The sequence below is a fragment of the Streptomyces sp. NPDC047043 genome, from assembly GCF_040644055.1.
In the GTDB taxonomy this organism is placed as follows: Bacteria; Actinomycetota; Actinomycetes; order Streptomycetales; family Streptomycetaceae; genus Streptomyces.
In genome coordinates, this window is the sequence record NZ_JBEYVO010000030.1 from 82,080 (window position 1) to 103,123 (window position 21,044).

A 21,044-nucleotide genomic window follows, 5' to 3' on the forward strand; every position below is an offset into this window, starting at 1 on the left:
GAACTCCGGTGGGAGAGGAATCGTGGGCGTCACAGCCAGGCGGGCAGCAAGGGCAGACCACGAGGCGAGCAACTGAGGCCGGCGCCGGAGGCACGGCCGGTGAGCCAGCCCAAGAGCTCCGCAGTGGTGCCCTTCACCTCTGTCATGGCGGCGAGCGGCTCGCTCGGCCGGGTCATCAGCGGTGCACCGCCCGGCTGGGTGCGTAGAAGGAGGGCCGGACAGCCGTCGCGGCCGGCCAGGGTGGTGACGACGTCGGGGAGGAGCGCCGTGGCCAGACCGGCAGGCAGTGCGGCGAACGTTACCCCCGTGCTCAGGTCGACGAGGTGGATCCACACTTCCCGGATCCGCAGCCACGGGATGAGGGACGCCGGCACCAGGCGGCCCTGGGCGGTGCGGACGGTACGCGTCCAGGCTGCGTCCGGCATCTCGTCCAGGGACTGTTGGAGGCGGGCGGCGCTGTCCTGGACGTCTTTGAGGATCACTTGCGCGGGTCGGTCGGCACCTTCCTCGATGTCACGCAGCCGCCCGGAGGCACCATGCGGATACATCGGGGTTTCCACACCCGTGGCAGCCCAGGTGACCAGGTTGTCCAGGGCGTCCGCGTTGCGCGCCAGATGGGTGAGCAGGTGGGCCGTCGTCCAGCCGGGAAGAGTGGACGGGCCGCTCACCCATGTCTCATCGGCCTGGTCGAGTTCGGTGTTCAGCAGGCTCGTACCCGCTGCCAGCCACTCAAGCAGCAGCGGGCGAGGTGCGGGCTCACGCGTCATCGGACTTCTCCTGGACGCAGTGGTTGCGGCATTCGCCCAGTCCCTCGATCCGGGTGGTGAGTACGGTGCCGTCACCGAGGTATTCCTGCGGGGTGCGGGCGTGGCCAACGCCGCCCGGGGTGCCGGTGGCGATGACGTCCCCGGGCTCCAGAGTGATGATCGTGGAGAGGTACGACACCAGGGTCGCCGCGTCGAAGACGAGGTCGCCGGTGTCGGCCTGCTGCTTGGTCTCGCCGTCGACCCGGGTCACCAGCCGACGCGAGGTGGCATGCGCCTCGTCCGCGGTCACCAGGACCGGCCCGAACGGGGTGGTGGCCTCGAAGTTCTTGCCCTGCAGCCATTCCTTGGTGCGGTACTGCCAGTCCCGGGCCGTGACGTCGTTGAGGACCGAGTAGCCCGCGATGAGCCCGGCGGCTTCCTCCACGGAGACCTTGCGGGCCCGCGCCCCCACAATGACCGCCATCTCGCCCTCCCAGTCCACGGCCTGCGAGGCCGCCGGCAGAACGATGTCGTCGTAGGCGCCGATCAGGACGGCGGGGAACTTGGCGAAGACGGTTGGGAATTCGGGGAGCTCTCGCCCCATCTCAAGGATGTGGGAACGGTAGTTGAGTCCCACGCAGAAGATCTTCTGCGGACAGGGAACGACCGGCGCGTAGTCGAGTGCGTCCAGGGCGTGCCGGGTGCCGTCGGCGCCGGCTGCGAGCTCCTGCCAACCGTCTTCGGCCAGCAGCGCGCCGACATCCGGGTGACCGGTCTCCACCGCCTCCGTCTGGTCGATGCGAACGGCGGCCGTAACGGAGCCGGTGCGGATGGTGGCGAGCTTCACGAGTACTCCTTGCGCGCGAGGTTCAGGCGTTCGAAGACGGGGGCGTCGCTGAACCGGAAGAGGTCCAGGTCGGTGTGGGCCTCGATGGCGACCTCGCACCACGACGGCACGGCGATGACGTCGCCGCGTACGACGGCGGTGCGTTTGCGGTCGAGGCTGATCGCACCGGCCCCGTCGAAGACCTGCCACACGCTCGAACCGGTCTCACGGACGGCCGCGGTGCGTTGGCCGGCCGCGATCCGGTGCATCTCGGTGCGCAGCGTGGTGAGGGCGTCTGACCCCGTGGTGGGGTTGGTGAAGCGCACGGCGGCGTGACCGGGTTCCACAACCCCGGCGTGTCCCTCGGCTGCGACTTCGAGCTGGGCGGTCAGGGCCGCGTCGGTGTGTTCCCAACGGTAGGCGGCCAGGGGGGAGTTGGGCAGGTCCTGCTCTGTCGCGGAGACCGGCCGCAGACCCGGGTGGCCCCACACCCGCTCGGAACGGGAGCGGCGCGGGGTGGAGTGGTCGCTCACGCCGTCCTCGCCGAACTCGAAGAAGCCGGTGTCGGTGGCGGAGACGAACGGGATGTCCAGGCCGTCGAGCCAGGCCATGGGCCGGGGGTTCGGGTTGTGGTGCCCGTGGAACTGCCAGCCCGGCGTGAGCAGGAGATCACCCCGGCGCATGGCCACGGGATCTCCGTCGACGACGGTCCACACGCCTTCGCCCTCAAGGACGAACCGGAAGGCGTTCTGGCTGTGCCGGTGGGCCGGGGCGACCTCGTTCGGGCCGAGGTACTGGATGGCCGCCCACAGGGTGGGCGTCGCGTACGGCAGCCCGGGCAGACCCGGGTTGGACACGGCGATGGCGCGCCGCTCGCCCCCGCGTCCGACGGGGATGAGGTCGCCCGCTCGGGCGGCCAGCGGGTACAGGTCGCCCCAGTGCCAGATGTGCGGAACCGCCTGGGGCGCGGGCGTCATCGGCATGAGGTCTTCGCGTGCGGTCCACAGCGGGATCAGCCCGAACCGGCTGAAGTCCTCGTACAGCTGCTTCTCGTCACCTGTGGCCTCGGCCGAGGCCACAGGCGTCGCCTGTGCCTGTTTCATGGCGTGGACCTCTCCGCGAGCCGTTGCAGGTAGTTCCAGCCGGCCTCCCGCTGCGTGGGGTTCCACACCTGGTCCCGCTTGAAGGCGGCTTCCTCGCTGTCGGACCACACCTTCGGTCCGCCGGCGGCCATCGCCATGAGTTGCGTGCGGCACGCCCGCTCCAGCAGGACGGCGTACATCACCGCGGTCGGCGCGTCGGGCCCAGCGGTGACGGCGCCGTGCTGCGGCATGAGAACCGCGGGAGCGTCGCCGAGCGTCTCCGCGAGCCCGGCACCGAGTTCGGCGGTCGCGATCAGCGCTCCCGTGTCGGTGAAGCGCGGCAACTGCGGATCGCAGAACACCACGCCGTCGTGAGAGATGGGCCGCAGGGGCACGTCGAGGGAGGCGAAGGCGCTCAGCGCGGGTGCGTGGGTGTGGACGACGCAGCCGACGTCCGGGCGCCGCGCCATGATCTCGGTGTGGATCGGGAACTCGATGTGCCGTCTGCCGTCGCCGTGGAGGACCTCGCCGGCGCGGCTGACCAGCACCACCCGCTCGGCGTCGATCTCCTCGAACCCCCAGCCGGAGCCCTTCATCCACACGCCGTCGGTGCCGGGGTCGCGGATGGCCGCGTGTCCCCACACCATGTCGGTCAGGCCGGCCGCGGCCAGGGCACGACTGGCACGGACGGTCTCGTCGATCTCTGCTTTCATCACAGTCCTTGTACGGGGATTCAGGCGGCGAACGGCTGGTACAGCCAGTCCAGGTCGGTGTAGTCGTCGGCGGTGCGCAGCCCGAAGACCCGGTCGCGCAGCGCCGGGACCACGTCGCCGTCGGCATGCCAGACATGACCCCAGCCGCGTACGACGCGCTGCACCATTGTCGTGCGGGGGATCCGTTCCGCCTGGTAGGCGGCGAAGGCGTCGCCGATGTCGCCGCCTGCCTTGGCCATCTGGCGGGCCAGGCACTCGGCGTCCTCGATGGCCTGGCAGGCCCCCTGGGCAAGGTACGGGAACACGGGGTGTGCGGCGTCGCCGAGCAGGGTGATACGTCCGCGGGTCCAGTTGTCCAACGGCTCGCGGTCGTACAGCGGCCAGCGCCTGGACCTGTTGAACAGCTTGATGTAGTCACGTACCTGTTCGCACGACGTGGAGAAGGCCTGGTCGAGTTCCTCGGGTCCTCCCCACTGGTCGGTGTGTTCGATGTCCGGGGTGTAGCGGAAGCTGCGGAAGACGGCAACCTGGTTGTAGAGCTCACCGCGTCGGATCGGGTACTGGACCAGGTGCTTGTGCGGGCCGAGCCAGATGATCTCGTCGTCCGGTTCCACGGGCACGTTGATCTCGCTCATGGGCAGCGCGCCGCGGTAGGCGACGAACGCCTCGGTGAAGGGCTGGTCGTCGGAGAAGAGCCGACGGGTGGGCGACCGCAGGCCGTCGGCGCCGATCAGGGCGTCGGTCCGGTAGCTGTCGCCGTCGGCGAAGCGGACGACGGCGGTCGTGGTGTGGTCCTCGACGTCGACGACCTGGCGGTTGTTCTCCAGAGTGACCTTGGGGTGCTCACGGCAGGCGGTGAGCAGGACGTCGAGGAGGTCGCTGCGGTGCAGCACGCTGTACGGATGGCCGTAGCGCTCGCGGAAGGCGGCGCCGAAGTCGATCGTCGTCAGGTGCCGTCCGGTCTCGGAGTGCATGAACACGACGTTGCGCGGGCGCACCGCCACCTCGCTGACGGCGTCGAGAACTCCGAGGGAGTCGAGCACCCGCATGGCGTTCGGTGCGATCTGGATGCCCGCACCGATCTCGGTGAACTCCTGGGCCTGCTCGATGATGTGGGTCTCGAAGCCCGCCTGGGCAAGGGCCAGGCCGGTGGCCATGCCACCGATGCCGCCTCCGATGATGAGCAGCGGGATGTGTCGCACAGTCACTCCTTGGTCCAGTCGGATACGAGTGGGGTGTCCACTCCTGTGGGGTCGGTGCCGCCGGCGCCGCCCGGGCTCTCCAGCGGCGCGGTCCTGCCGGGCAGCACCGTCGAGAAGAACGCGGCGTTGTCCTGTGCCCAGGTGGGGTCCGCTTTATTGGGGGCGGCGATGGCGTCCACGGGGCACTCGGGCAGGCAGGCCCCGCAGTCGATGCATTCCGTGGGATTGATGTAACGCTTGGTGAGCCCCTCGTAGATGCAGTCCACAGGGCACACGTCCACGCAGGAGCCGTCGAGTTCGTTGATGCATTTCTCGTTGATCACGTAAGCCATGCGGCGTCCTCCTCCGTTCAGGTGGTCGGTATCGGCGGGCGTTCGCTGGAGTGGCCCGGGAAGAGGTCCTCGTCGGGCCGCAGGAGCACAGCGATGTTGTTCACGGCGGTGGCCGCCTCACCGAACCCGACCGCCATCAGCCGGACCTTGCCGGGGTACGTGGTGATGTCACCCGCGGCATAAACGCGGTCCAGGCCGGTGGACATCGAGGTGTCCACCTGGATCTGCTGCCTGTCGAGCGCGAGCCCCCAGGTGGTGAGGGGTCCCAGTGAGGCGATGTGGCCCAGGGCCGGGATCAGGACGTCGGCGTCGACCGTCTCCAGAACCTGGGTCCCGCAGTCGCGTACGGTCACGGCTTTGAGGGACTCAGTTCCGTGCACTTCGGCGATCTCGCTGTTGGTCAGCACCCGTACCGGGGAGCCCATGAGCCGGTCCACGGAGAACTGATGGGCCCGGAAGCGGGTGCGCCGGTGCACGATCGTCACCTGACGCGCGTGCGGGACAAGCGTGTTGGCCCAGTCAACGGCGCTGTCGCCGCCGCCCACGATCACCACTTGGCGGTCGGTGTAGGCGTGCGGCGGCTCGACCAGGTGATGCACGCCGTCCCCGGCGAACCCCGCCAGGGCGGGCAGTGGTCTCGGCGTGAAGCGCCCGATGCCGCCGGTGATCAGTACGGCGCCCGCCCGGATGACCCGGCCGGCATCGGTGGTGACGAGGACCTCGCCCGACTCGTCCCTGCGCAGCTCCATGGCGCTCTCGCCGAGCAGGACGGACGGTGAGGCGCTTTCGGCCTGCTGGGTGAGCCGCTCGACCAGTTCGCGTCCGCGGACGGCCGGGAACCCGGCGACGTCGAAGATCTCCTTGTCCGGATAGAGCGCCGCCACCTGGCCGCCGAGGTGGGGCAGGCTGTCGAGGAGGGTCACGTCCAGCCCGCGCATGCCCGCGTAGTAGCAGGCGAAGAGACCGGCGGGACCGGCACCGACGATGAGGAGTTCGGTGTCGCTCGCGGCGGGCGTCGCGGACAGCGGGACGGATGCGGACATCATCGGCTCCTCAGAGGTACGGCGGCGAAGAGATCGGCGTAGGCACGACTGGCTCCGGGGTGTAGCGGGAGCGGAGCGCGTGTCACCTCGGACGCTTCTGCGGGGTGGCGCCCCCGGGCCAGCATCCGGGCTGTCAGGCCGGCGAGTTCGTCGTCGAGGTCCTCGCGGCACAGCACGGCGACGTCGGAGCAGTCCAGCGTGGGGAGGTCCGCGTCGAGGTTGGGGAGCCGACCTGCAGGCAACACGCGGGTGGGCCAGCCTTGCCCGGCGAAGGTGTGCAGGACGCGTGGCCCCCAAGACAGGTACTTCACCGGCCGCGCGGCCGCGACCTTCGGCCACTCGGGGGAGGACATCAGGTCATGAATCACGACGTCTGCCTCGCCCGCCACGTAGCGCGCGCAGCAGACGGCCGGCTGCTCGTCGTACACGAAGTCCACGCTGGCGTCGACTCCGGCCACGCGCAGTGCCCTGCGCACGGCGAAACCGAGGAGGCTCACTCCGTCGTCAGCGGCCGTCGCGATGGTGACGCGGCCGGCGCGGGCGACCAGACCGGCAACCGTGTCCTCCCCCAGTCGGGCATCGGCGGCGGCGACGAGACCGCCACTCCGCGGGACCACCCCCAGCGCGAGCAAGCCCTGGAGGTCACCGAACCCGTACAGCAGGCTCAGCGCGGCAGTCGGCGTGACCACGGCGATGTCCGTCTCCCCGGCGAAGAGCCGGCCGGTCTCGTCCAGACCGCCACGTCCCACCCGCATCCTGACCCGGGCACCCTTCGGTCCGAGCCGACGCAGCCCCTGCTGTAGGCGATGGCTGATCCGATGCAGGTCGCCGTGGCGCTCGCCGTCCGGTCGCTCGAATGCGCCGGTCATGGGGTTGCCTCGCTAACAGGCGTCGGCACCCCCAGACCACCCGGAAGTGGCAGAGATGGGGTGGTGGGCAAGCCGAACAGCTGGGACATGGCGGCTCCTGCCGGACTATCTATGACGCATCATACGGAACACTGTTCCGTAGTGTGGCCCTATTTTAGGGCTGAGGCAAGAGCGAGACGATGTGAACTCTCGGAGGCTTCGATCGGTAAATGAGTGGCGCATTGGTACGCCCGTGGGGAGACCGCGTCGGTGACCGGCTCCGCATCGCCTCAACTGCTTCGACCTCGCACCCTGGGACCCGGAGATCTCGTCGTCATCGCATCGCTCTCCGGGGCGCTCCACGCCGTCTACGAGCCGGACCTCCAGCAGGCGGTGACCGGGCTGGAGCGCATGGGATTCCGCGTACGCCGGGCGCCGCTCCTCGAAGCCGGGCGGCACCACTGGTGGAGCGCGGCTCGGCCGGTCGAGATCGCGGAGGAGCTCAACGCTCTTCTGCGTGATCCCGAGGTGCGCGCGATCCATCGCGCATGACGGTGGCCAGACGGCGTTCGGCTACCTCGACCTGATCGACGTCGAGGCGATCACCGCCGACCCCAAGCCCATCCTCGGCTACAGCGACATCTCGCTGCTGCATCTGGTGCTCTACGCACGAACGGGTCTAGTGGGGTTCCAGGCCGACTTGACCACGCCCGGTCTCAGCGGGGCGTGGCACACTGCGCCCGCAGCGCGCCGAAGGGAACTCGAGAGGCTCTACTCGACGCTGCTGACCGGAACGGAGGCGATCGGCGCGCTGCCCACCACCACGTCGTGGGAGTGCTGACGTCCGGGTCGCACCGAAGGCTGCCTCATCGGCGGAGTGATCAATCGCACCGCGCTGGCACAGGCAACCCCGTACGCGCTGCCACTCGAGGTTTTCGACTGTGCGGTGCTGTTCTGGGAGGAGATGGGCGGCCTGGCATCGTATGTGTGGAGCTACCTGCATGTGCTGCGGCACTGCGGCATCCTCGATCGGATCTCCGGCATGGTCGTGGGCGTTCCGCACGCGATCGGCGGACTCGAGGCGCCCGACGCGTCCCCGACGCTCCGCGGGATAGCCCTCGACGTCCTGGGCGACCGTGACATCGCCGTCGTGGGCAATGTCGAGTTCGGGCATGCCGGCCCGAACCTGCCGATGCCGGTCGTCATCCGCATCGGCCTCGATGCGCAGCACCAGACGTTGTTGCTGCTCGAACCGGCGGTGCGGGCGAACGCGGCGACAGGACCGGTCGGCTGACAACCGCGGATCAGTGAGCCGCCGGCCGCCGCGGCACCCAGGGCCGACGGCTCACTGATCGTCCCTTCCTTCGCCGAGCCCCTCAGGAGGAAGCGATGCGAAGGACCAATGCGGCGACGGAGAGGACCGTAAGCGCAACGACTCCGAACATCGACTGATCCATGCGTCGTGACTTGAGATGGAAGGCCAGCGCACCGGCGAAGTAGGCGATGCCGCCGACAGCCGCCGCGGCGCCGAGCGGCCACCAGAACAGACCGACGAGGAGACCGATGCCGCCGGCCACGGTGCACGCGCCGAGCATCCACATCCGGTCAGCCGGGAAACCGACCTCCGTCATCAGGTCGGCCTGCCCCGCGTTGCCGGCCAGCTTGGCGATGCCGCTGCCCAGCATGGCTATGGCGAGCGCGCAGCTGATGATGATCGTGGCTGTGAACATGAGATTCCTCCAAGGGCGGGCTCGCCCAAACGGGACGGGATGTCGTCGATGCGGCAGGGAGCTGGCCCCTCCCGCTGGCATTCGGAGCCCGCCGCCAGCTGGGCGCTGCGAGCCGCGGCGACGGGCCGATGGTGGGCGAAAACCCGGGATCCAGGTGGCGAATCGAGCACGAGTCACACACTCATGGCCGACCCCACCTCAGCCGGCGCGCCTGATCCACACACCTTCGGCGTACGCCCGTAACCCGGACGCGGAGTCCATGGGGCCGACCGACGCGAACATGCGCGCATGCGCCGCGGCCGACAGCGGAAGGGCCTTCTTTCCTTCGCGGCGACCGCCAGGAGATGTACTCACGAGGTGAGCGTATCCGAAAGTGGTCTCGGACGCTAAGTGTATCGGTTGTACTTTTTAATCTGCTCTGCTTTTCTGGGAAGCGCGGCCAGGACCGCCAAGCCCCGGCTCGCCCACCCCCACTCCTCGTCGATCGAAGGAACGATCATGAAGTCCTCAGATCCCGCCCACGCCCGAATCAGCATCATCGGCGCCGGCCCCGGCGGACTCACCTGCGCCCGCATCCTCCAGCGCCATGGCCTGGCGGTCACGGTCTACGACCGCGACTCGGGTCCCGAGACCCGCAACCAGGGCGGCACCCTCGATCTGGCCGCCGACAACGGCCAGATCGCCCTGCGCGAGGCCGGCCTGCTCGACGACTTCTTCAAGCTGGCCCGTCCCGAAGGGCAGGAAGTGCGCCGGATGGACCCGAACGGCGCGACCATCCTCCACAAGGTCCCCGAGGGCGACGAGCTCTACAGGCCGGAAATCGACCGCGGTGAGTTGCGAAATCTCCTGCTGGACTCGCTGCAGCCGGGAACCGTGCACTGGGGCAACACCCTCGAAACGATCAGCGGGCCCGCCGACGGGCCGCGCCGGCTGCACTTCGCCAACGGCATGACCGTCGAAACCGACCTGGTCATCGGCGCCGACGGCGCCTTCTCCCGGGTACGTCCCGCCGCGTCATCCGCTGTCCCCGAGTACGTCGGCGTGAGCTTCCTGGAGGCATGGTTCTTCGATGTGGAGAACCAGCACCCCGCCATCGCCGAGATGGTCGGCCCCGGCATGGCATCGGCGGTAGACGGCGAACGCGGCCTGATCGCCCAGCGCAACGGCGGGAACCACATCCGCGTCTACATCGCCCAGCGTGTGCCGGTGGACTGGATCGCCAGGAACGGCCTGACCGCCGACGACACCGACTGCATCCGCGCTCTGCTGCTCGACAGGTTCGCCCACTGGTCGCCCCGCCTGCGCCGACTGTTCACCGAGAACGACGGCTGCTACTTCGACCGCCCCCTCTTGGGCCTCCCCGTCCCTCACACCTGGGAACACAACCCGACCGTGACGCTGCTCGGCGACGCCGCCCACCTCATGCCCCCGGTCGGCGTCGGCGCCAACCTCGCGATGCTCGATGCCAGCGACCTCGCCCTCGCTCTCGCGGGCGCGGCCACCATCGACGACGCCATCCGCACGTACGAGAAGACCATGCTGCCCCGCTCCATCGAGATTGCCGGCACGGTCGATGGTGTCGCCGAGCGCCTGTTGTCCTCTGACATACGCGAGTTCGCGCTCGCCGCCCAGGCTTCGTAACTCGACCGACTCTCCTTCGCGCCCGCGGAGAGCGCTGGGAGCTGACGGCTTTCGACCGGGTCCAGGGTGAGTTGGGACCGGTGAGCCTCGCTCCTCCCCCGCCGCCCGCCGAGCACTTGCTCAATCGCCGCATCCAGACAGTGGCTCCGGTCTCCGGCGACCGGGCACGACCACTGGATACGGCGCCGGAGCCGGAACGGGCGGCTGCTCAGGCCGAGTCAGTGCCTCGTCGGAGCCGGCGGGGGCACCGGTCCTCGGTTCGCTCCCCCGGTCGGGCAGGGCACGGCGCTCTCGGCCGTGACATCGACGGTAAGTCGGCCGATGCGGTCCACGATCAGCTCCACGGTGTCGCCGTCCTGGATCGGGGCGACACCGGCAGGGGTGCCAGTGGTGACGACGTCGCCGGGTTCGAGCACCGTGACCGTCGAGGCGTACGAGAGGAAGCTGGCGGCCGACCAGATGAGGTCACGCGTGTTGGCCTTCTGCCGCAGTGCGCCGTTGACGGTCAGCTCCAGACCGACGTCGTCCGGTGAGCCGAGTTCGTCCGGGGTGACGAGCCAGGGGCCCATCGGCGTGAAGGTGTCGAAGGACTTGCGTGTGGACCGGTCCTCGCCGCCACGCATGGTGATGTCCATCAGGCCGGTGTAGCCGAAGACGTGGTCCAGGGCCTGCTCTGGGGTGACATGACTGGCACGGCGGCCGACGACCAGAGCGAACTCGGCCTCGTGGTCGAAGCGCCGGTCGGAGTACGGAAGCCGGACGCTGCCGCCTGGATCGAGGAGCGAGGACGGGGACTTGAGGAAGAACCCGAGCGCGTCGATGTGGTAGTCCTCGTTCATCTCCGCTTGATGGTCACGGTAGTTGACCGGCGCGGCCACGATCTTCGTGGGATCCGGTACCGGCAACCGCAGCCGTACCTCGTCCAGCGGCAGTCCCGCCGACGGCCCGGCCTTGGCGGAGAGTTCCTCCAGCAGCGGACGGACGACGGCGAACTCCGTGATCAGACGGCGAACGAGACTGTACGGAGCCGGGGCGAGGCGGGAGTTGAGCAGGTCGGTGATGTCCAGGACACGACCGTCCCGTTCGAGACCGAGGCGGTCGTCGTCGAAGCGCAGGATGCGCATGAAGACTCTCCAGAGTGAGGCATCAGGCGGACGGGGTGATCTGGGAGGGATCGGCAGCCCCGTCCTCCCGGCGCAGGCCCAGAGCTTCCAGAACAGGGGCGTCACTGACCGTGAACAGGTCGAGCGGCTCCTCCGCTATGTAGGTCACCCACGTCCAGGAGGGGACCGCGATCAGGTCACCAGGGGTGATGTGGTGTGCGGTTCCATCGAGGATGACGGCGCCGGCACCACGGAAAACCGCGATGAGTGAGGAACCCGTACGCCGCACGCCCGGAGCCGTGTGGCCAGGCAGATACCGGTGCATCTCGCACCGCATGGTCGGCATCACGTCACGGCCGTTCGTCGGGTCGGCGAAACGGACGTACGCGTGGCCCGTGTCGGCGGCCTCACTGCTCTGGTCGGTGAACTGACCGCTCAGGGCACGATCGGTGTCGGCCCACTGGTAACGCAACAGCGGTGAGTGAGCGGGTGCCTCCGAAGGCTGACCACCGGGGAGCAGGCCGGGGCCACCCCCGTAGCGGCTCTCGGAAGCGGACCGGACGACGGTGTCGTTGGACGCGGCGGATTCGCGTCCGGGTTCGAAGAACACCGCATCCAGCGCCTCCACCAGGGGCAGGTCGAGTGCGTCGAACCATGTCATGGGGTCGGCACCGGGGTTGTGGTGCTCGTGCCAGGTCCAACTCGGCGTGAGGATGAGGTCTCCGGCCGCCATGTGCAGCGGATCGCCGTCCACCAGCGTCCACACACCCTCGCCCTCCAGAACGAAGCGCAGGGCTGCGGGGGTGTGGCGGTGGGCGGGCGCCGTCTCCCCGGGACCGAGGTACTGCACCGCACCCCACAGGGTGGCGGTCGCATACGGGGCACCGCCGAGCCCGGGATTCGCCAGTGCCAGCACCCGGCGGTCGCCGCCACCCTCCACAGGAACGAGATCCCCGGCCCGCTCGCCCAGCTCACGCAGCTCTTTGCCCAGCCAACGGTAGGGCACGGCCTTGGGCTTCGGAGTATGGGTGAGCAGGCCGGTCAGTTCCCACAGCGGCTGAAGGTCCTTTTCCGCGAGGTCCCCGTACAGGTCGCTCAGTGCTGAGTCATCAGCCGCGTGAAAGCGCCGCGTCGCCATTTCTTCTCCGTAAGTGTCATGCGGGCAGGAGCGGACTGCCGCTTGTGCGGCGACGGCCGAGGAGACCGCCGTGCGTCGAAATCGACGGGTCAGGCAGCGGGGACGGGGGTCGGCCAGCCGTAGGACCCCAGGTTGATCTCAGAGTGGACCGCCGCGCACTTACCGCAGGTGCGAGCGGCCAGATCAGCAGTGAAGCGGGCGCAGGCGGCGGCGTACATCCGCACGACCGGCTTGTCGTTGTCGTGTTCCCACTCGTAGCGGCACAGTTCGTTCTGGCATTCCGGGCAGAACCATGCGGCACCCTGCAGGCCGGCCTTGAGTGGCATGTAGCGGATCGTGACACCCTCCTGGAGTGGCGCGATCCGGTGCGGAGTGCCAGCCGGGACGTAGACATGGTCCCCCGGGTCCATGCGGAACCGGTTCACGGAACTGTCCCTCAGGTGCACCTGCGCAGCGCCGGACAACTGGCTGAGCACCGCGTCCTTCTCACAGATCAGGTGGAAGGGCTGCGGCAGCCAGTTGCGTGACAGATAGAGCTGGGGGTCGGTGTCGGCGGGCAGGACGGCGGCGTCCTCGTAGTTCCCCAGCTCGGCGGCGACCTTGAGGGCGTGCAGCATGCGACGGCGGTTCATGACTTCGTCTCCTGCTCGTCCTGTGCGGAGGCGGCCTGGCGCATCGCGCGGTGAGCCTTGGACACCGCCTCGGTCTGGATCACCATCCGCGCCCAGCCCCAGATGTCCGCGGGGAACAGGTCGTTCACATGCCCGCAGGACTGACAGGTGCGCCCTTGTTCGGAGTTGCGTCGACCGGCGAACTCAATGGAGCCCAATGTCGTGGCGAACTGGCGCACCGGGGCGTCGGGCTCACCGTGGCGAGCCGCGTCGTAACCGGGGAGGGGGTACGGCGTCGCGTCGTAGTCATGACGGACGAGCTCCGCCTTGCAGTTCTTGCAGCGGGCGATCAGTGCCTCCGACTGGTCGCCCTCCTCCGACTGGTGCTGGGTGACGACCAGGACGGCGAACGCCTCGGGATTCTTCTCGTCCCGTAGGAAGGAGTTCACTCCGTGCAGATGCTGGGTCGCCATGATCTGCCCGGTGGCAAGCATCGCCTCGTTGGAGCCGTACGTGACGGCCACCTCGTTCACCTCGTTCCAGTGGAAGAAGTGCCCGTACGCATTATCGGGGCCGCCGACCAGGACGTTCCCGCAGGGGACGATCGCGCCGGCGTGGTCGTACGGGAACAAGGGCGTCAACTGCGCGGCCGCCCTGGCCATACGTTCGTAGACGTTGGCCTTGAGCGGTTCGCGGTCAGGGTCGGGCGGCGGGATCCGCCGTGTCTCTTGAAGGCCGTCCTGCTCGGCCACATCCTCGCTCACCACACCACCTGCAAAATTGTCGCACGATACGGAACAGTGACCCCTATTGTGAAACTAGATACGAGGAATGGCAAGACGGATATAGATCTGGCACTCACGGATCAGCTCTCCGATGAGCCCGTAGATCGTTGACGCCCGGATCTGCATCTGGCTGATCACGTCGTCGATCTGCCATTCGTTCGGCCCACGTGCCTCACGCCCGCGAGGGGCGAACACAGGAGCGTCGATGGGGGGATCGACCGTCGAAGGCACGGTGTACTCCCGCAGATCGTCGTGGCGCCCTGGCGTGGTGGCTGTGCGTCAGGGGCGCCGCACAGCCACCACGGCTCATGCCACGCAGATGCCCTCGACCGCCGCCTCGGTCAGGAGCTGCCGCGTGCAGAGGGTGCCTGCCGGGTATTCGGTCGCGATGGCCGCGAACTCGGGGGTGGAGACGGCCGCGCGGAGTGCCGCGGGGGACTCCCAGACGGCCAGGTTGATGATCGTGTTCCCGTCGCCCGGTGTCCTGTGCAACTGGGCGCGGATGAAGCCGGGTTGGGTCACCATGTAGTCCGCGTGGCGTCGCCACTGTTCGAAAGCCGCGTCCAGCGCCCCCTTCGGGGCCACCACGATGTCGAGGAGGGTGCAGGGACCGGTGTCGAGGCCCACCTGGGTGAAGAAGTCCTGTCCGGGATCGAGCTCGAAGAACGTGAGGTCGTCCGAGCCTGCTGCGTGAGTGGTCATGCGACACACACCCCCGGCACTGCGACCTTGCGCACCACGATCGGGTGGGCGATCGAGCCGTCCGGGTAGAGCGTGAGCGTCTTCTGGAACTCCTCACGCCTGAAGGCGCCCTGGAGGGATGCCAGGTTCTCCCAGGTAGCCACATTCGTGAGAATGCGGCTGTCACCGGTGCCGCGGTACAGCTGGGCGTCGACGAAGCCGGGCTGCGCCTTCATGACGAGGGCGTCCTGGCGCCAGATGTCGATGACCTCGTCGACCTGTCCTTCCGGGGCGACGAAGACGTTGATGAGGGTGATGGGCTGTCCGTCGTCCGGTTCCTGGAGCTGTGCCAGGAAGGGGGCCGAGGCATCGAGGTCTTTCAGCTCGATCATGTGAACTCCTCTACAGGGGGTGAAGGGACGTCCTTACCGCCGGTCGGCGATCAGGACGTGTGCGGGGCCTACCGGTTCAGCCGCTGTGTGAACCCGTCATCAGTCCGGCCAGGTCATCGGGCTTGATGAAGGAGGGCGGCGGGGGCGGCCCCCAGTTGAACAGGCCCTTGGCTCCCTCGAAGACCTCGGGCTTCCAGAGCTGGTCGTCGACGATGCAGTCCAGGTCGGAGTAGTACTCGGAGAAGTTGCCCGCCGGGTCCTTGAGGTACCAGAAGAAGTTGGAGCCGACGTGGTGCCGGCCCAGCCCCCATACATGCCGTTCGGGATGGTCCTCCAGCATGGCCGCGGCGCCGCGACCGACCTCGTCGATGTCGTCGACCTGCCAGGAGGTGTGATGCAGGAACGCCACCGGCGCGGCGAGGACAAGGACGTTGTGGTGGTCGGTGGAACAGCGCATGAAGGCACCGACGTCGCCCATCCGGTCGGACAGCTTGAAGCCGAGACCGTCGAGGAAGAACCCGCTCGTGGCCTCGAAGTCGGTGGTGCCCAGGACCACGTGGCCCAGCTTGCGGGGGCGGACCGGAGCGCCACGCATGATTCCCGGAGCGCGCATGCCGGTCCGCTCGATGCGGCCGGGACCGTTGTACGGGGTGGGCGGGGTCTCCGGCTGGGTGACGCGGGGCTCGACACGCAGTACCGCACGGACACCCGTGATCTTGTCGTACGCAGTGAGGGTGTCCTCCCCCCGCTCGGCGTGGACGCCGAGCCGGTCGAGCCTGGCGGCGGCCGCCGCGAGGTCGTCGGGGGTGTCGACGCCGACGCTGATCTCGATGAGACGGCGCGTCGGCGCGTGGGTGATGTGCAGCTGACGGCCTCCGTCGAGGGTGCTGAACGAGCCATCCAGTTCGTAGGTGAGGCCGAATTGGGTGTAGTAGTCGGCGGTTTCGGCAGTGTTGGGGACTCCCATGACTATCGAAGAGAGTCGGTGCAGGGCCATACGGAACTCCTGGACGCGGAAGGGTTGCGAGGGAGCGCGCGCTCAGGCGCGGAAGGTCTGACGCAGTTCGCCGATACCCTCGACGTGGCTGACGAGGACGTCGCCGTCGGTGAGCCAGCGCTGCGGGGTGCGGCCCAGGCCGACCCCGGCGGGTGTGCCGGTGAAGATGACGTCGCCGGGATGCAGGGGCAGGATGGCCGAGAGCCGGGACACCAGCGCGGGTACGGGGAAGATGAGGTCGCGGGTGCGGCTCTTCTGGACTTCTTCACCGTTGATCGTGCAGCCCAGCTCCAGGTCGTCGGAGTCGGCGAACGCGTCCGGGGTGACCAGGTAGGGGCCCATCGGCGTGAAGCCGGGATAGGACTTGCCGAGGCCGAACTGGGGTGCGGGACCCGTGAGTTGGGTGATGCGCTCGGAGATGTCCTGGCCCACGGTGAGACCGGCGACGTACAGCCACGCGTCGTCCTCGTCGACCTGGTAGGCGTGCTCGCCGATGACGACGACGAGTTCGACCTCCCAGTCCGTGTGACCGCCGTCGGGCAGCCGCACCTCGGTGACCGGCCCGGTGATGCTGGAGACGTACTTGGTGAACACGGGCGGCAGCGTGTCGGGAACGGCGAAGCCGGACTCGTCTGCATGCGCACGGTAGTTGAGGCCCACCGCGAAGCATTGACGCGGCTCCGGGGCGGGCGAGCCCAGTTCTGTGGCGGCGAAGGATCGTCCTCCGGACAGATAAGCGCTGGCCGCCCAGGCGCGGAAGGCGGCCCACCGCCCATAGACGCCCTGAGGATCGGGGCCGAACAGGCCGTTGCTGGCCTTCTCGACGTCCACGGCGGTCTCGTCGTCCTTGATGATGACAAGACGCCCGGACAGGTTGGCGGTACGCACGTGCTGCTCCTTCGGGAGACGGGGATGCCTGCGTGACCTGGTCACACGAGGGGGGTGATCTGCTCGTCGACGCCGAGCAGGGCCTTGCCGTAGACCTCCATGGCGATGGTCGGCGCGGCGACCGCGTGGCGGCCGGCGGTGTTGGCGTCGCGCCAGATCCGCTGCAGCGGGTTGACCTCGGCGAAGGAGGCGGCGCCGTGGACGCTGACGAGCGTGTCGATCGCGGCGAGTACGTTCTGGATGGCCCAGCCGGTGTCCGCGCGGACGCGGGCACGCTGGGTGAAGTCGAGGTAGGTGCCCTCCTGCGCGGCCTGGTCGATGTCGGTGGCGGCGCGGTGGGCGTGCAACGTGGCGGTGTCGATCCGCTGCGCGGCCTCGGCGATCTGCAGTTGCACGGCGACCGACTCGGCCTGGGTCTCGTAGAAGGTGTAGGAGATCGGCTTGCGAGAGGCCTTCTCCGTCACATACTTCAGCGCCGCGCGCCCCAGTCCCAGTTGCGGACCGGCCAGGACCAGGGCGAGGACGGGCACGAATCCCGAGCGGGAGAGGACCTCGTCCGTGTGCTCCGTCGGGTAGTTGCCTTCGATCGCGGCGGGCACGGACATGACCCGGTGCTCCGGTACGAAGATGCCCTCGGCGATGAGGCAGTTGCTCGCTGTGCCCTTCATGCCGGCAACGAACCAGGTGTCCTCCAGGGAGAGGTCCGTCCCCGGTACGAGGACCAGCCCCTGGTCGACCACATCACCTTCGTCGTTGGTGAGGGGTACGCCGAGCACGGCCCAGTCGGAGTGCGACGAACCGGAGTTGTAGTACCAGCGACCCGACACCTGCCAGCCGCCCTCGACCTTGACGCTCGTCGAGGTGGGGGTGAGAACTCCGGTGACCCGGGCGTCCGGATTGGCGCCGAACACGTCGTCCTGCGCTTTGGACGGGAAGAGGCTGGTGAGCCAGTTGCACACGTTGACGAGAGTGGCGACCCAGGAGGTGGAGCCGTCGCCCTCGGCCAGCGCGGCCGACACGTCGAGCATGGTGCGCATGGACGTCTGGTGACCGCCGTACCGCTTCGGGATCGACAGTTTGAGAAGCCCGGCTTCGCTGATCGCGTCGATCACCGCATCGGGTACCCGACGGTCGGTCTCGGTGACCGCCGCGTGCTCGCGCAGCAGCGGCTGCAGGGCCACGGCACGGGCGACGAGGTCATCATGGGTCGTCATGGTGGTGCGCTCTTTCTGTCGGTCGGCGTGTGGAAATCCCAGGCCGGAGCGGGAAGAGGGTCAGCGCGCGAAGGCGGCGACGTGTTCGCGGATGCTGTGGCGAGGCCGACTCGCGTAGGCGGAGTGGGTCCCGAAGGTGCGGTATCCGTAGACGAGCGGGGGTGCGGGTGTCGTCCGGGCATGGACGACGGTGCCGAGCAGCAGCAGATGGTCACCGCCCTCCACGACGTTGCTCACCTCGCACGCCAGCCACCCCGGCGCGGAGCCCAGGCGGGGCAGGCCGTGATCGAAGTGCCAGTCGACGCCGGCGAACCGGTCGGTGTCACGGCGGGCGAAACTCAGCGCGAGCTCGTCCTGGGTCCGGGCGAGGACGTTGACGCCGAAGCGTCCGGTCGCGGTGATGCGAGACAGAACTCCGGAACCACGGTCGAGCGCAACGGTGACCATCGGGGGCCGCAGCGACAGGGACGCGAAGGCACTGACCGTCGTGCCGTGGGGCAGGCCCTCGGCCGTGGCTGTGACGATCGTGACCGGGGCACAGACACCTGCCATGAGGTCACGGAACTCCTGCTCACCAAGGGCGGGGATCATGGAACCTCGATTCGTCATGATGATTATGACGATGTTGCATCCCTGTTTCTCGGGACGTCAAGAGATAGGGCGATATTCGTCATAATGAATTGGCATCACCTGGCGCGAGGATGGGGAGACCGTGGGGGCACAGAGCCAGAGCGCTCGGCGTGAGGAGCAGGCGATGACAGCGGACAAGAACACCGACGAGCCGGCGCTGCGACGCGACGACTGGGGGCAGGCGGGAGTCCTTTCGCGCGCCGAAGCGGCGGCGGATCTCGTGACCAGGTTCGCGTCGCGCGTGCCTCCCGGGACGCGCCTGGGGACGAAGGACGAACTCCGTGCCCGCTGCGGGGTGTCGGTCGGAACGTTCAACGAGACACTGCGACTGCTCCAGACGCGGGGAGTCGTCACCGTGCAGCGCGGGCCGGGAGGCGGCCTGTTCGCCGCCGAGCAGACCCCCATGGCGAGGCTCGCCCATTCCGTCCTCGCTCTCGACGCCTCCCAGGCGGACGTGGTTCAGGCGCTGCGCATCCGCAGTGCACTCGAACCTCTGCTGTGGCAGGACGCCCTGTGGCACGCCTCGCCCGCGGACATCAGAGAACTGCGCCGCCACCTCGAGCGAATGGAAACGGCTGCCGAGGCGGGCGACGCCAACGCGTTCACCAGGGCCAACTGGCGGCTGCACGCCGGGGTCGCCGACCTCACCCCCAACGCCCTGCTGTGCTCGCTGTACGTTGCGCTCCTGGACTTGGTCGAGCGCCACGCCCTGGCGGTACGGCCACAGCCGGGCGTACTCCTGGCGCAACACGTCCACGACCGCTGCAGGCTGCATGCCGCGCTCATCGACACTCTCGACAAACGCGACGAGGAGGCCCTGATGCGGCTGATCGCGGAGCACGACACGACTACGACCGCCGACGCGGAGTGACTCCGGGCCGCCGACGGTCGACCACCGCGACTGGCCGCACATGTCTCGCATAGAAGGGCTATTGTCCTGGTAAATCGGTCAGGTAGCGAGACTTTGACCGGTCCTGACTTTGCGAGAGACGCCACATCCCACACGGCCGTGGGTGTGGAAAGGAGATCGAAAAAGCTGCTTCAGTCTCCGGTCACCGCCAGTCGGCCGCTGATGCGCTCGGCGGCATCGCGCACGACTCCGACCACCTCGCCCAGCCGGCGGTCCGGGACCCGGTGTTCAAGGGCGGCCACGCTGAGTGCGGCCACGACAGCCCCGGCTTCGTCACGGACAGGGGCGGCGATCCCGAGGATGTCCGGGTCGAGTTCGCCCCGGCTGACACAGTGCCCGTCGCCCCGGATTTCCGCGAGGCGGGCCATCAAGGTGTCGACGTCCGTCAGGGTCCGTGCGGTGAATCGCTGGAGCCGCTGGCCCTCCAGCAGCTCTCGGCACTCCTCATCGGGCAGCCATGCGAGCAGTGACAGGGCTGCCGCTCCGGCATTGATGGGGAGGACGCTGCCGCGCTCGTAGGAGATCCGCACCGGATGGCCCGATTCACAGCGCTCCACACATATGACCGCTCCCCCGGCGCGGCGAGTGAGCAGCACTGTTTCGCCGACCTCGGCGCACAGGTCCCTCATCACGGGCAGGGCGATCTCCGACAGGCCGTACCCCCGCCGAGCCAGGCGCGCCAGCTCCAGAACGCGCAGCCCCAGGCGGAAACCGCCGCTCGGGTCCTCCTCCAGGAAGCCGCTCCCGACGAGGCTCTGCAGGTACCGGTACGCCGTCGAGCGTGCCGTTCCCAGGGAGGTGGCGACCTCCTGGGCCGAGACGGACAGCTTGCTCTCCGAGAAGAGCCCGAGGATGCCCAGGGCCCGGTCGGCGGTCGAGTTGCGTTCCCGGTAGTGCCCGGCCGATGCGGCCGCCGCTGAATTTCGTCCTGTCATGCAGGACATCGTAGGGGCCGTTACTGGACCGGTTGGTACGCGGCGCCACCGTCGCTGAGCAGCCGCTCAGCCTCCGCATAGATCTCCTCGGAAGGGAGGCTGAAGTCGATGGTCTTGCGGAAGGGCTGCCGCACGTCTCGGTCGATGCGGAGGTAGACCTCGTTGCGGTTGCCCTCGGGATCGAAGAAGTAGATGCCCAGCGCGTTGCCGTGGGTGACCTCCTGCTGGACCTTGACGCCTTCCTCCGCGAACCGCCGATGGAAGGCGCGCAGGTCTTCCACGGACTCCACGTGCCACGAGATCTGGTGCTGTTGCTTGTCGCCGACAGGCGAGGTGCGCCCGGCCTGGAGCACGAACTCGTGATGCTCCTCGTCCGGTCGCGCACTGAAGAACACGATCTGCAGGTCCTCGTCCCCGTCAGTGACGGTCAGCCCCATGACGCGTTCGTAGAAATCCCGCATTGTCGGCAGGTCGTATACCCATAGCCCGGTGTGACCGAGTCCGGTGATAGCCATACCGCAGCTCCAGTCTCATTAAGTAGGACAGAGGTCCTGCTTTGCGCGAGCAGCGTACGATCGGTTGTCATGCCGGTCAATG

Annotated in this window: 28 protein-coding genes; 5 read left to right on the plus strand and 23 right to left on the minus strand. The window is 68.5% G+C overall.

The genetic code is table 11. From position 1 onward, the window contains the following. Window positions 1-29: 29 nt before the first annotated feature. The 8 genes from ABZ880_RS38740 to ABZ880_RS38775 are packed head-to-tail and all read right to left on the minus strand — an operon-like array spanning window position 30 to window position 6,813. On the minus strand, window positions 30-767 hold the full coding sequence (locus ABZ880_RS38740) for a maleylpyruvate isomerase family mycothiol-dependent enzyme (RefSeq protein ID WP_361273278.1): 738 nt from the start codon (window positions 765-767) through the stop codon (window positions 30-32). Next, window positions 757-1,593, minus strand: a complete 837-nt coding sequence (locus ABZ880_RS38745) for a fumarylacetoacetate hydrolase family protein (protein WP_361273281.1) — start codon at window positions 1,591-1,593, stop codon at window positions 757-759. Before ABZ880_RS38745 ends, ABZ880_RS38740 begins: the two co-directional genes overlap by 11 nt. Further along, complete coding sequence (locus ABZ880_RS38750; protein ID WP_361273284.1) at window positions 1,590-2,675, minus strand: cupin domain-containing protein; 1,086 nt, start codon at window positions 2,673-2,675, stop codon at window positions 1,590-1,592. The genes ABZ880_RS38745 and ABZ880_RS38750 overlap by 4 nt, the downstream gene beginning before the upstream one ends. After that, window positions 2,672-3,367 (minus strand): class II aldolase/adducin family protein, encoded by a 696-nt coding sequence (locus tag ABZ880_RS38755; RefSeq protein WP_361273286.1) that lies wholly within the window; start codon window positions 3,365-3,367, stop codon window positions 2,672-2,674. The genes ABZ880_RS38750 and ABZ880_RS38755 overlap by 4 nt, the downstream gene beginning before the upstream one ends. A gap of 20 nt (window positions 3,368-3,387) precedes the next feature. Next, entirely contained in the window at window positions 3,388-4,569 is a 1,182-nt protein-coding gene (locus ABZ880_RS38760; RefSeq protein ID WP_361273288.1) for an FAD-dependent monooxygenase, read from the minus strand. Window positions 4,570-4,571: 2 nt separating this feature from the next. Next, complete coding sequence (locus tag ABZ880_RS38765) at window positions 4,572-4,901, minus strand: ferredoxin family protein (protein WP_360923673.1); 330 nt, start codon at window positions 4,899-4,901, stop codon at window positions 4,572-4,574. A 17-nt stretch (window positions 4,902-4,918) separates the two neighbouring features. Then, window positions 4,919-5,944 carry an NAD(P)/FAD-dependent oxidoreductase gene (locus ABZ880_RS38770; RefSeq protein WP_361273290.1) on the minus strand — a complete coding sequence of 342 codons (1,026 nt, stop codon included), beginning with the start codon at window positions 5,942-5,944 and terminating at the stop codon, window positions 4,919-4,921. Further along, on the minus strand, window positions 5,944-6,813 hold the full coding sequence (locus tag ABZ880_RS38775) for a hypothetical protein (RefSeq protein WP_361273292.1): 870 nt from the start codon (window positions 6,811-6,813) through the stop codon (window positions 5,944-5,946). Before ABZ880_RS38775 ends, ABZ880_RS38770 begins: the two co-directional genes overlap by 1 nt. A gap of 249 nt (window positions 6,814-7,062) precedes the next feature. Here ABZ880_RS38775 and ABZ880_RS38780 point away from each other — a divergent pair, with 249 nt between their 5' ends. From ABZ880_RS38780 to ABZ880_RS38790, 3 genes are read left to right on the plus strand one after another with little or no spacing between them, the layout of a single operon-like run. Beyond that, the gene (locus tag ABZ880_RS38780) at window positions 7,063-7,344 is read left to right on the plus strand and encodes an LD-carboxypeptidase (protein WP_361273295.1); all 282 of its coding nucleotides are present in this window, start codon (window positions 7,063-7,065) and stop codon (window positions 7,342-7,344) included. Continuing rightward, entirely contained in the window at window positions 7,310-7,633 is a 324-nt protein-coding gene (locus ABZ880_RS38785; RefSeq protein WP_361273297.1) for an LD-carboxypeptidase, read from the plus strand. The genes ABZ880_RS38780 and ABZ880_RS38785 overlap by 35 nt, the downstream gene beginning before the upstream one ends. Before the next feature lie 36 nt (window positions 7,634-7,669). After that, window positions 7,670-8,086 (plus strand): hypothetical protein, encoded by a 417-nt coding sequence (locus tag ABZ880_RS38790; RefSeq protein ID WP_361273300.1) that lies wholly within the window; start codon window positions 7,670-7,672, stop codon window positions 8,084-8,086. A gap of 82 nt (window positions 8,087-8,168) precedes the next feature. On the opposite strand, the gene ABZ880_RS38795 is transcribed toward ABZ880_RS38790, so the two are convergent. Together ABZ880_RS38795 and ABZ880_RS38800 are read right to left on the minus strand one after the other, a co-directional pair. Beyond that, the gene (locus tag ABZ880_RS38795; RefSeq protein WP_360923661.1) at window positions 8,169-8,522 is read right to left on the minus strand and encodes a DoxX family protein; all 354 of its coding nucleotides are present in this window, start codon (window positions 8,520-8,522) and stop codon (window positions 8,169-8,171) included. Window positions 8,523-8,720: 198 nt separating this feature from the next. After that, window positions 8,721-8,876, minus strand: a complete 156-nt coding sequence (locus ABZ880_RS38800) for a hypothetical protein (protein ID WP_361273302.1) — start codon at window positions 8,874-8,876, stop codon at window positions 8,721-8,723. A gap of 144 nt (window positions 8,877-9,020) precedes the next feature. On the opposite strand from ABZ880_RS38800, the gene ABZ880_RS38805 reads away from it, so the two are divergent. Continuing rightward, the gene (locus ABZ880_RS38805; RefSeq protein WP_361273305.1) at window positions 9,021-10,163 is read left to right on the plus strand and encodes an NAD(P)/FAD-dependent oxidoreductase; all 1,143 of its coding nucleotides are present in this window, start codon (window positions 9,021-9,023) and stop codon (window positions 10,161-10,163) included. A gap of 218 nt (window positions 10,164-10,381) precedes the next feature. Here ABZ880_RS38805 and ABZ880_RS38810 read toward each other — a convergent pair whose 3' ends face one another. From ABZ880_RS38810 to ABZ880_RS38860, 11 genes are all read right to left on the minus strand, one after another. After that, window positions 10,382-11,287 carry a fumarylacetoacetate hydrolase family protein gene (locus tag ABZ880_RS38810; protein WP_361273307.1) on the minus strand — a complete coding sequence of 302 codons (906 nt, stop codon included), beginning with the start codon at window positions 11,285-11,287 and terminating at the stop codon, window positions 10,382-10,384. 22 nt (window positions 11,288-11,309) lie between these two features. Continuing rightward, a complete protein-coding gene (locus ABZ880_RS38815; RefSeq protein WP_361273310.1) occupies window positions 11,310-12,404 on the minus strand; it encodes a cupin domain-containing protein in 1,095 nt (364 codons plus the stop codon). Window positions 12,405-12,493: 89 nt separating this feature from the next. Then, complete coding sequence (locus ABZ880_RS38820) at window positions 12,494-13,036, minus strand: hypothetical protein (protein WP_361273312.1); 543 nt, start codon at window positions 13,034-13,036, stop codon at window positions 12,494-12,496. After that, window positions 13,033-13,779, minus strand: coding sequence for a hypothetical protein (locus tag ABZ880_RS38825; RefSeq protein WP_361273314.1), 747 nt, complete (start codon window positions 13,777-13,779; stop codon window positions 13,033-13,035). The genes ABZ880_RS38820 and ABZ880_RS38825 overlap by 4 nt, the downstream gene beginning before the upstream one ends. A 54-nt stretch (window positions 13,780-13,833) precedes the next feature. Then, window positions 13,834-14,031 carry a hypothetical protein gene (locus tag ABZ880_RS38830; RefSeq protein ID WP_361273316.1) on the minus strand — a complete coding sequence of 66 codons (198 nt, stop codon included), beginning with the start codon at window positions 14,029-14,031 and terminating at the stop codon, window positions 13,834-13,836. Window positions 14,032-14,106: 75 nt separating this feature from the next. After that, complete coding sequence (locus ABZ880_RS38835; protein ID WP_361273319.1) at window positions 14,107-14,502, minus strand: antibiotic biosynthesis monooxygenase family protein; 396 nt, start codon at window positions 14,500-14,502, stop codon at window positions 14,107-14,109. Then, the gene (locus ABZ880_RS38840) at window positions 14,499-14,873 is read right to left on the minus strand and encodes an antibiotic biosynthesis monooxygenase family protein (protein ID WP_360923638.1); all 375 of its coding nucleotides are present in this window, start codon (window positions 14,871-14,873) and stop codon (window positions 14,499-14,501) included. Before ABZ880_RS38840 ends, ABZ880_RS38835 begins: the two co-directional genes overlap by 4 nt. Window positions 14,874-14,949: 76 nt before the next feature. Further along, complete coding sequence (locus ABZ880_RS38845; RefSeq protein ID WP_360923635.1) at window positions 14,950-15,870, minus strand: VOC family protein; 921 nt, start codon at window positions 15,868-15,870, stop codon at window positions 14,950-14,952. Between the two features lie 42 nt (window positions 15,871-15,912). Further along, window positions 15,913-16,758: a fumarylacetoacetate hydrolase family protein gene (locus ABZ880_RS38850; RefSeq protein ID WP_361273321.1), complete on the minus strand. Its 846-nt coding sequence runs from the start codon at window positions 16,756-16,758 to the stop codon at window positions 15,913-15,915. A 41-nt stretch (window positions 16,759-16,799) separates the two neighbouring features. Beyond that, window positions 16,800-17,972: an acyl-CoA dehydrogenase family protein gene (locus tag ABZ880_RS38855; RefSeq protein ID WP_361273324.1), complete on the minus strand. Its 1,173-nt coding sequence runs from the start codon at window positions 17,970-17,972 to the stop codon at window positions 16,800-16,802. A gap of 60 nt (window positions 17,973-18,032) precedes the next feature. Continuing rightward, window positions 18,033-18,581, minus strand: coding sequence for a flavin reductase family protein (locus tag ABZ880_RS38860; protein ID WP_361273327.1), 549 nt, complete (start codon window positions 18,579-18,581; stop codon window positions 18,033-18,035). 145 nt (window positions 18,582-18,726) lie between these two features. On the opposite strand from ABZ880_RS38860, the gene ABZ880_RS38865 reads away from it, so the two are divergent. Continuing rightward, the gene (locus tag ABZ880_RS38865; protein WP_361273330.1) at window positions 18,727-19,473 is read left to right on the plus strand and encodes an FCD domain-containing protein; all 747 of its coding nucleotides are present in this window, start codon (window positions 18,727-18,729) and stop codon (window positions 19,471-19,473) included. A 170-nt stretch (window positions 19,474-19,643) separates the two neighbouring features. On the opposite strand, the gene ABZ880_RS38870 is transcribed toward ABZ880_RS38865, so the two are convergent. Next, the gene (locus tag ABZ880_RS38870; protein ID WP_361273332.1) at window positions 19,644-20,447 is read right to left on the minus strand and encodes an IclR family transcriptional regulator; all 804 of its coding nucleotides are present in this window, start codon (window positions 20,445-20,447) and stop codon (window positions 19,644-19,646) included. 20 nt (window positions 20,448-20,467) lie between these two features. Further along, a complete protein-coding gene (locus ABZ880_RS38875) occupies window positions 20,468-20,962 on the minus strand; it encodes a VOC family protein (RefSeq protein ID WP_361273334.1) in 495 nt (164 codons plus the stop codon). Window positions 20,963-21,044 lie beyond the last annotated feature (82 nt).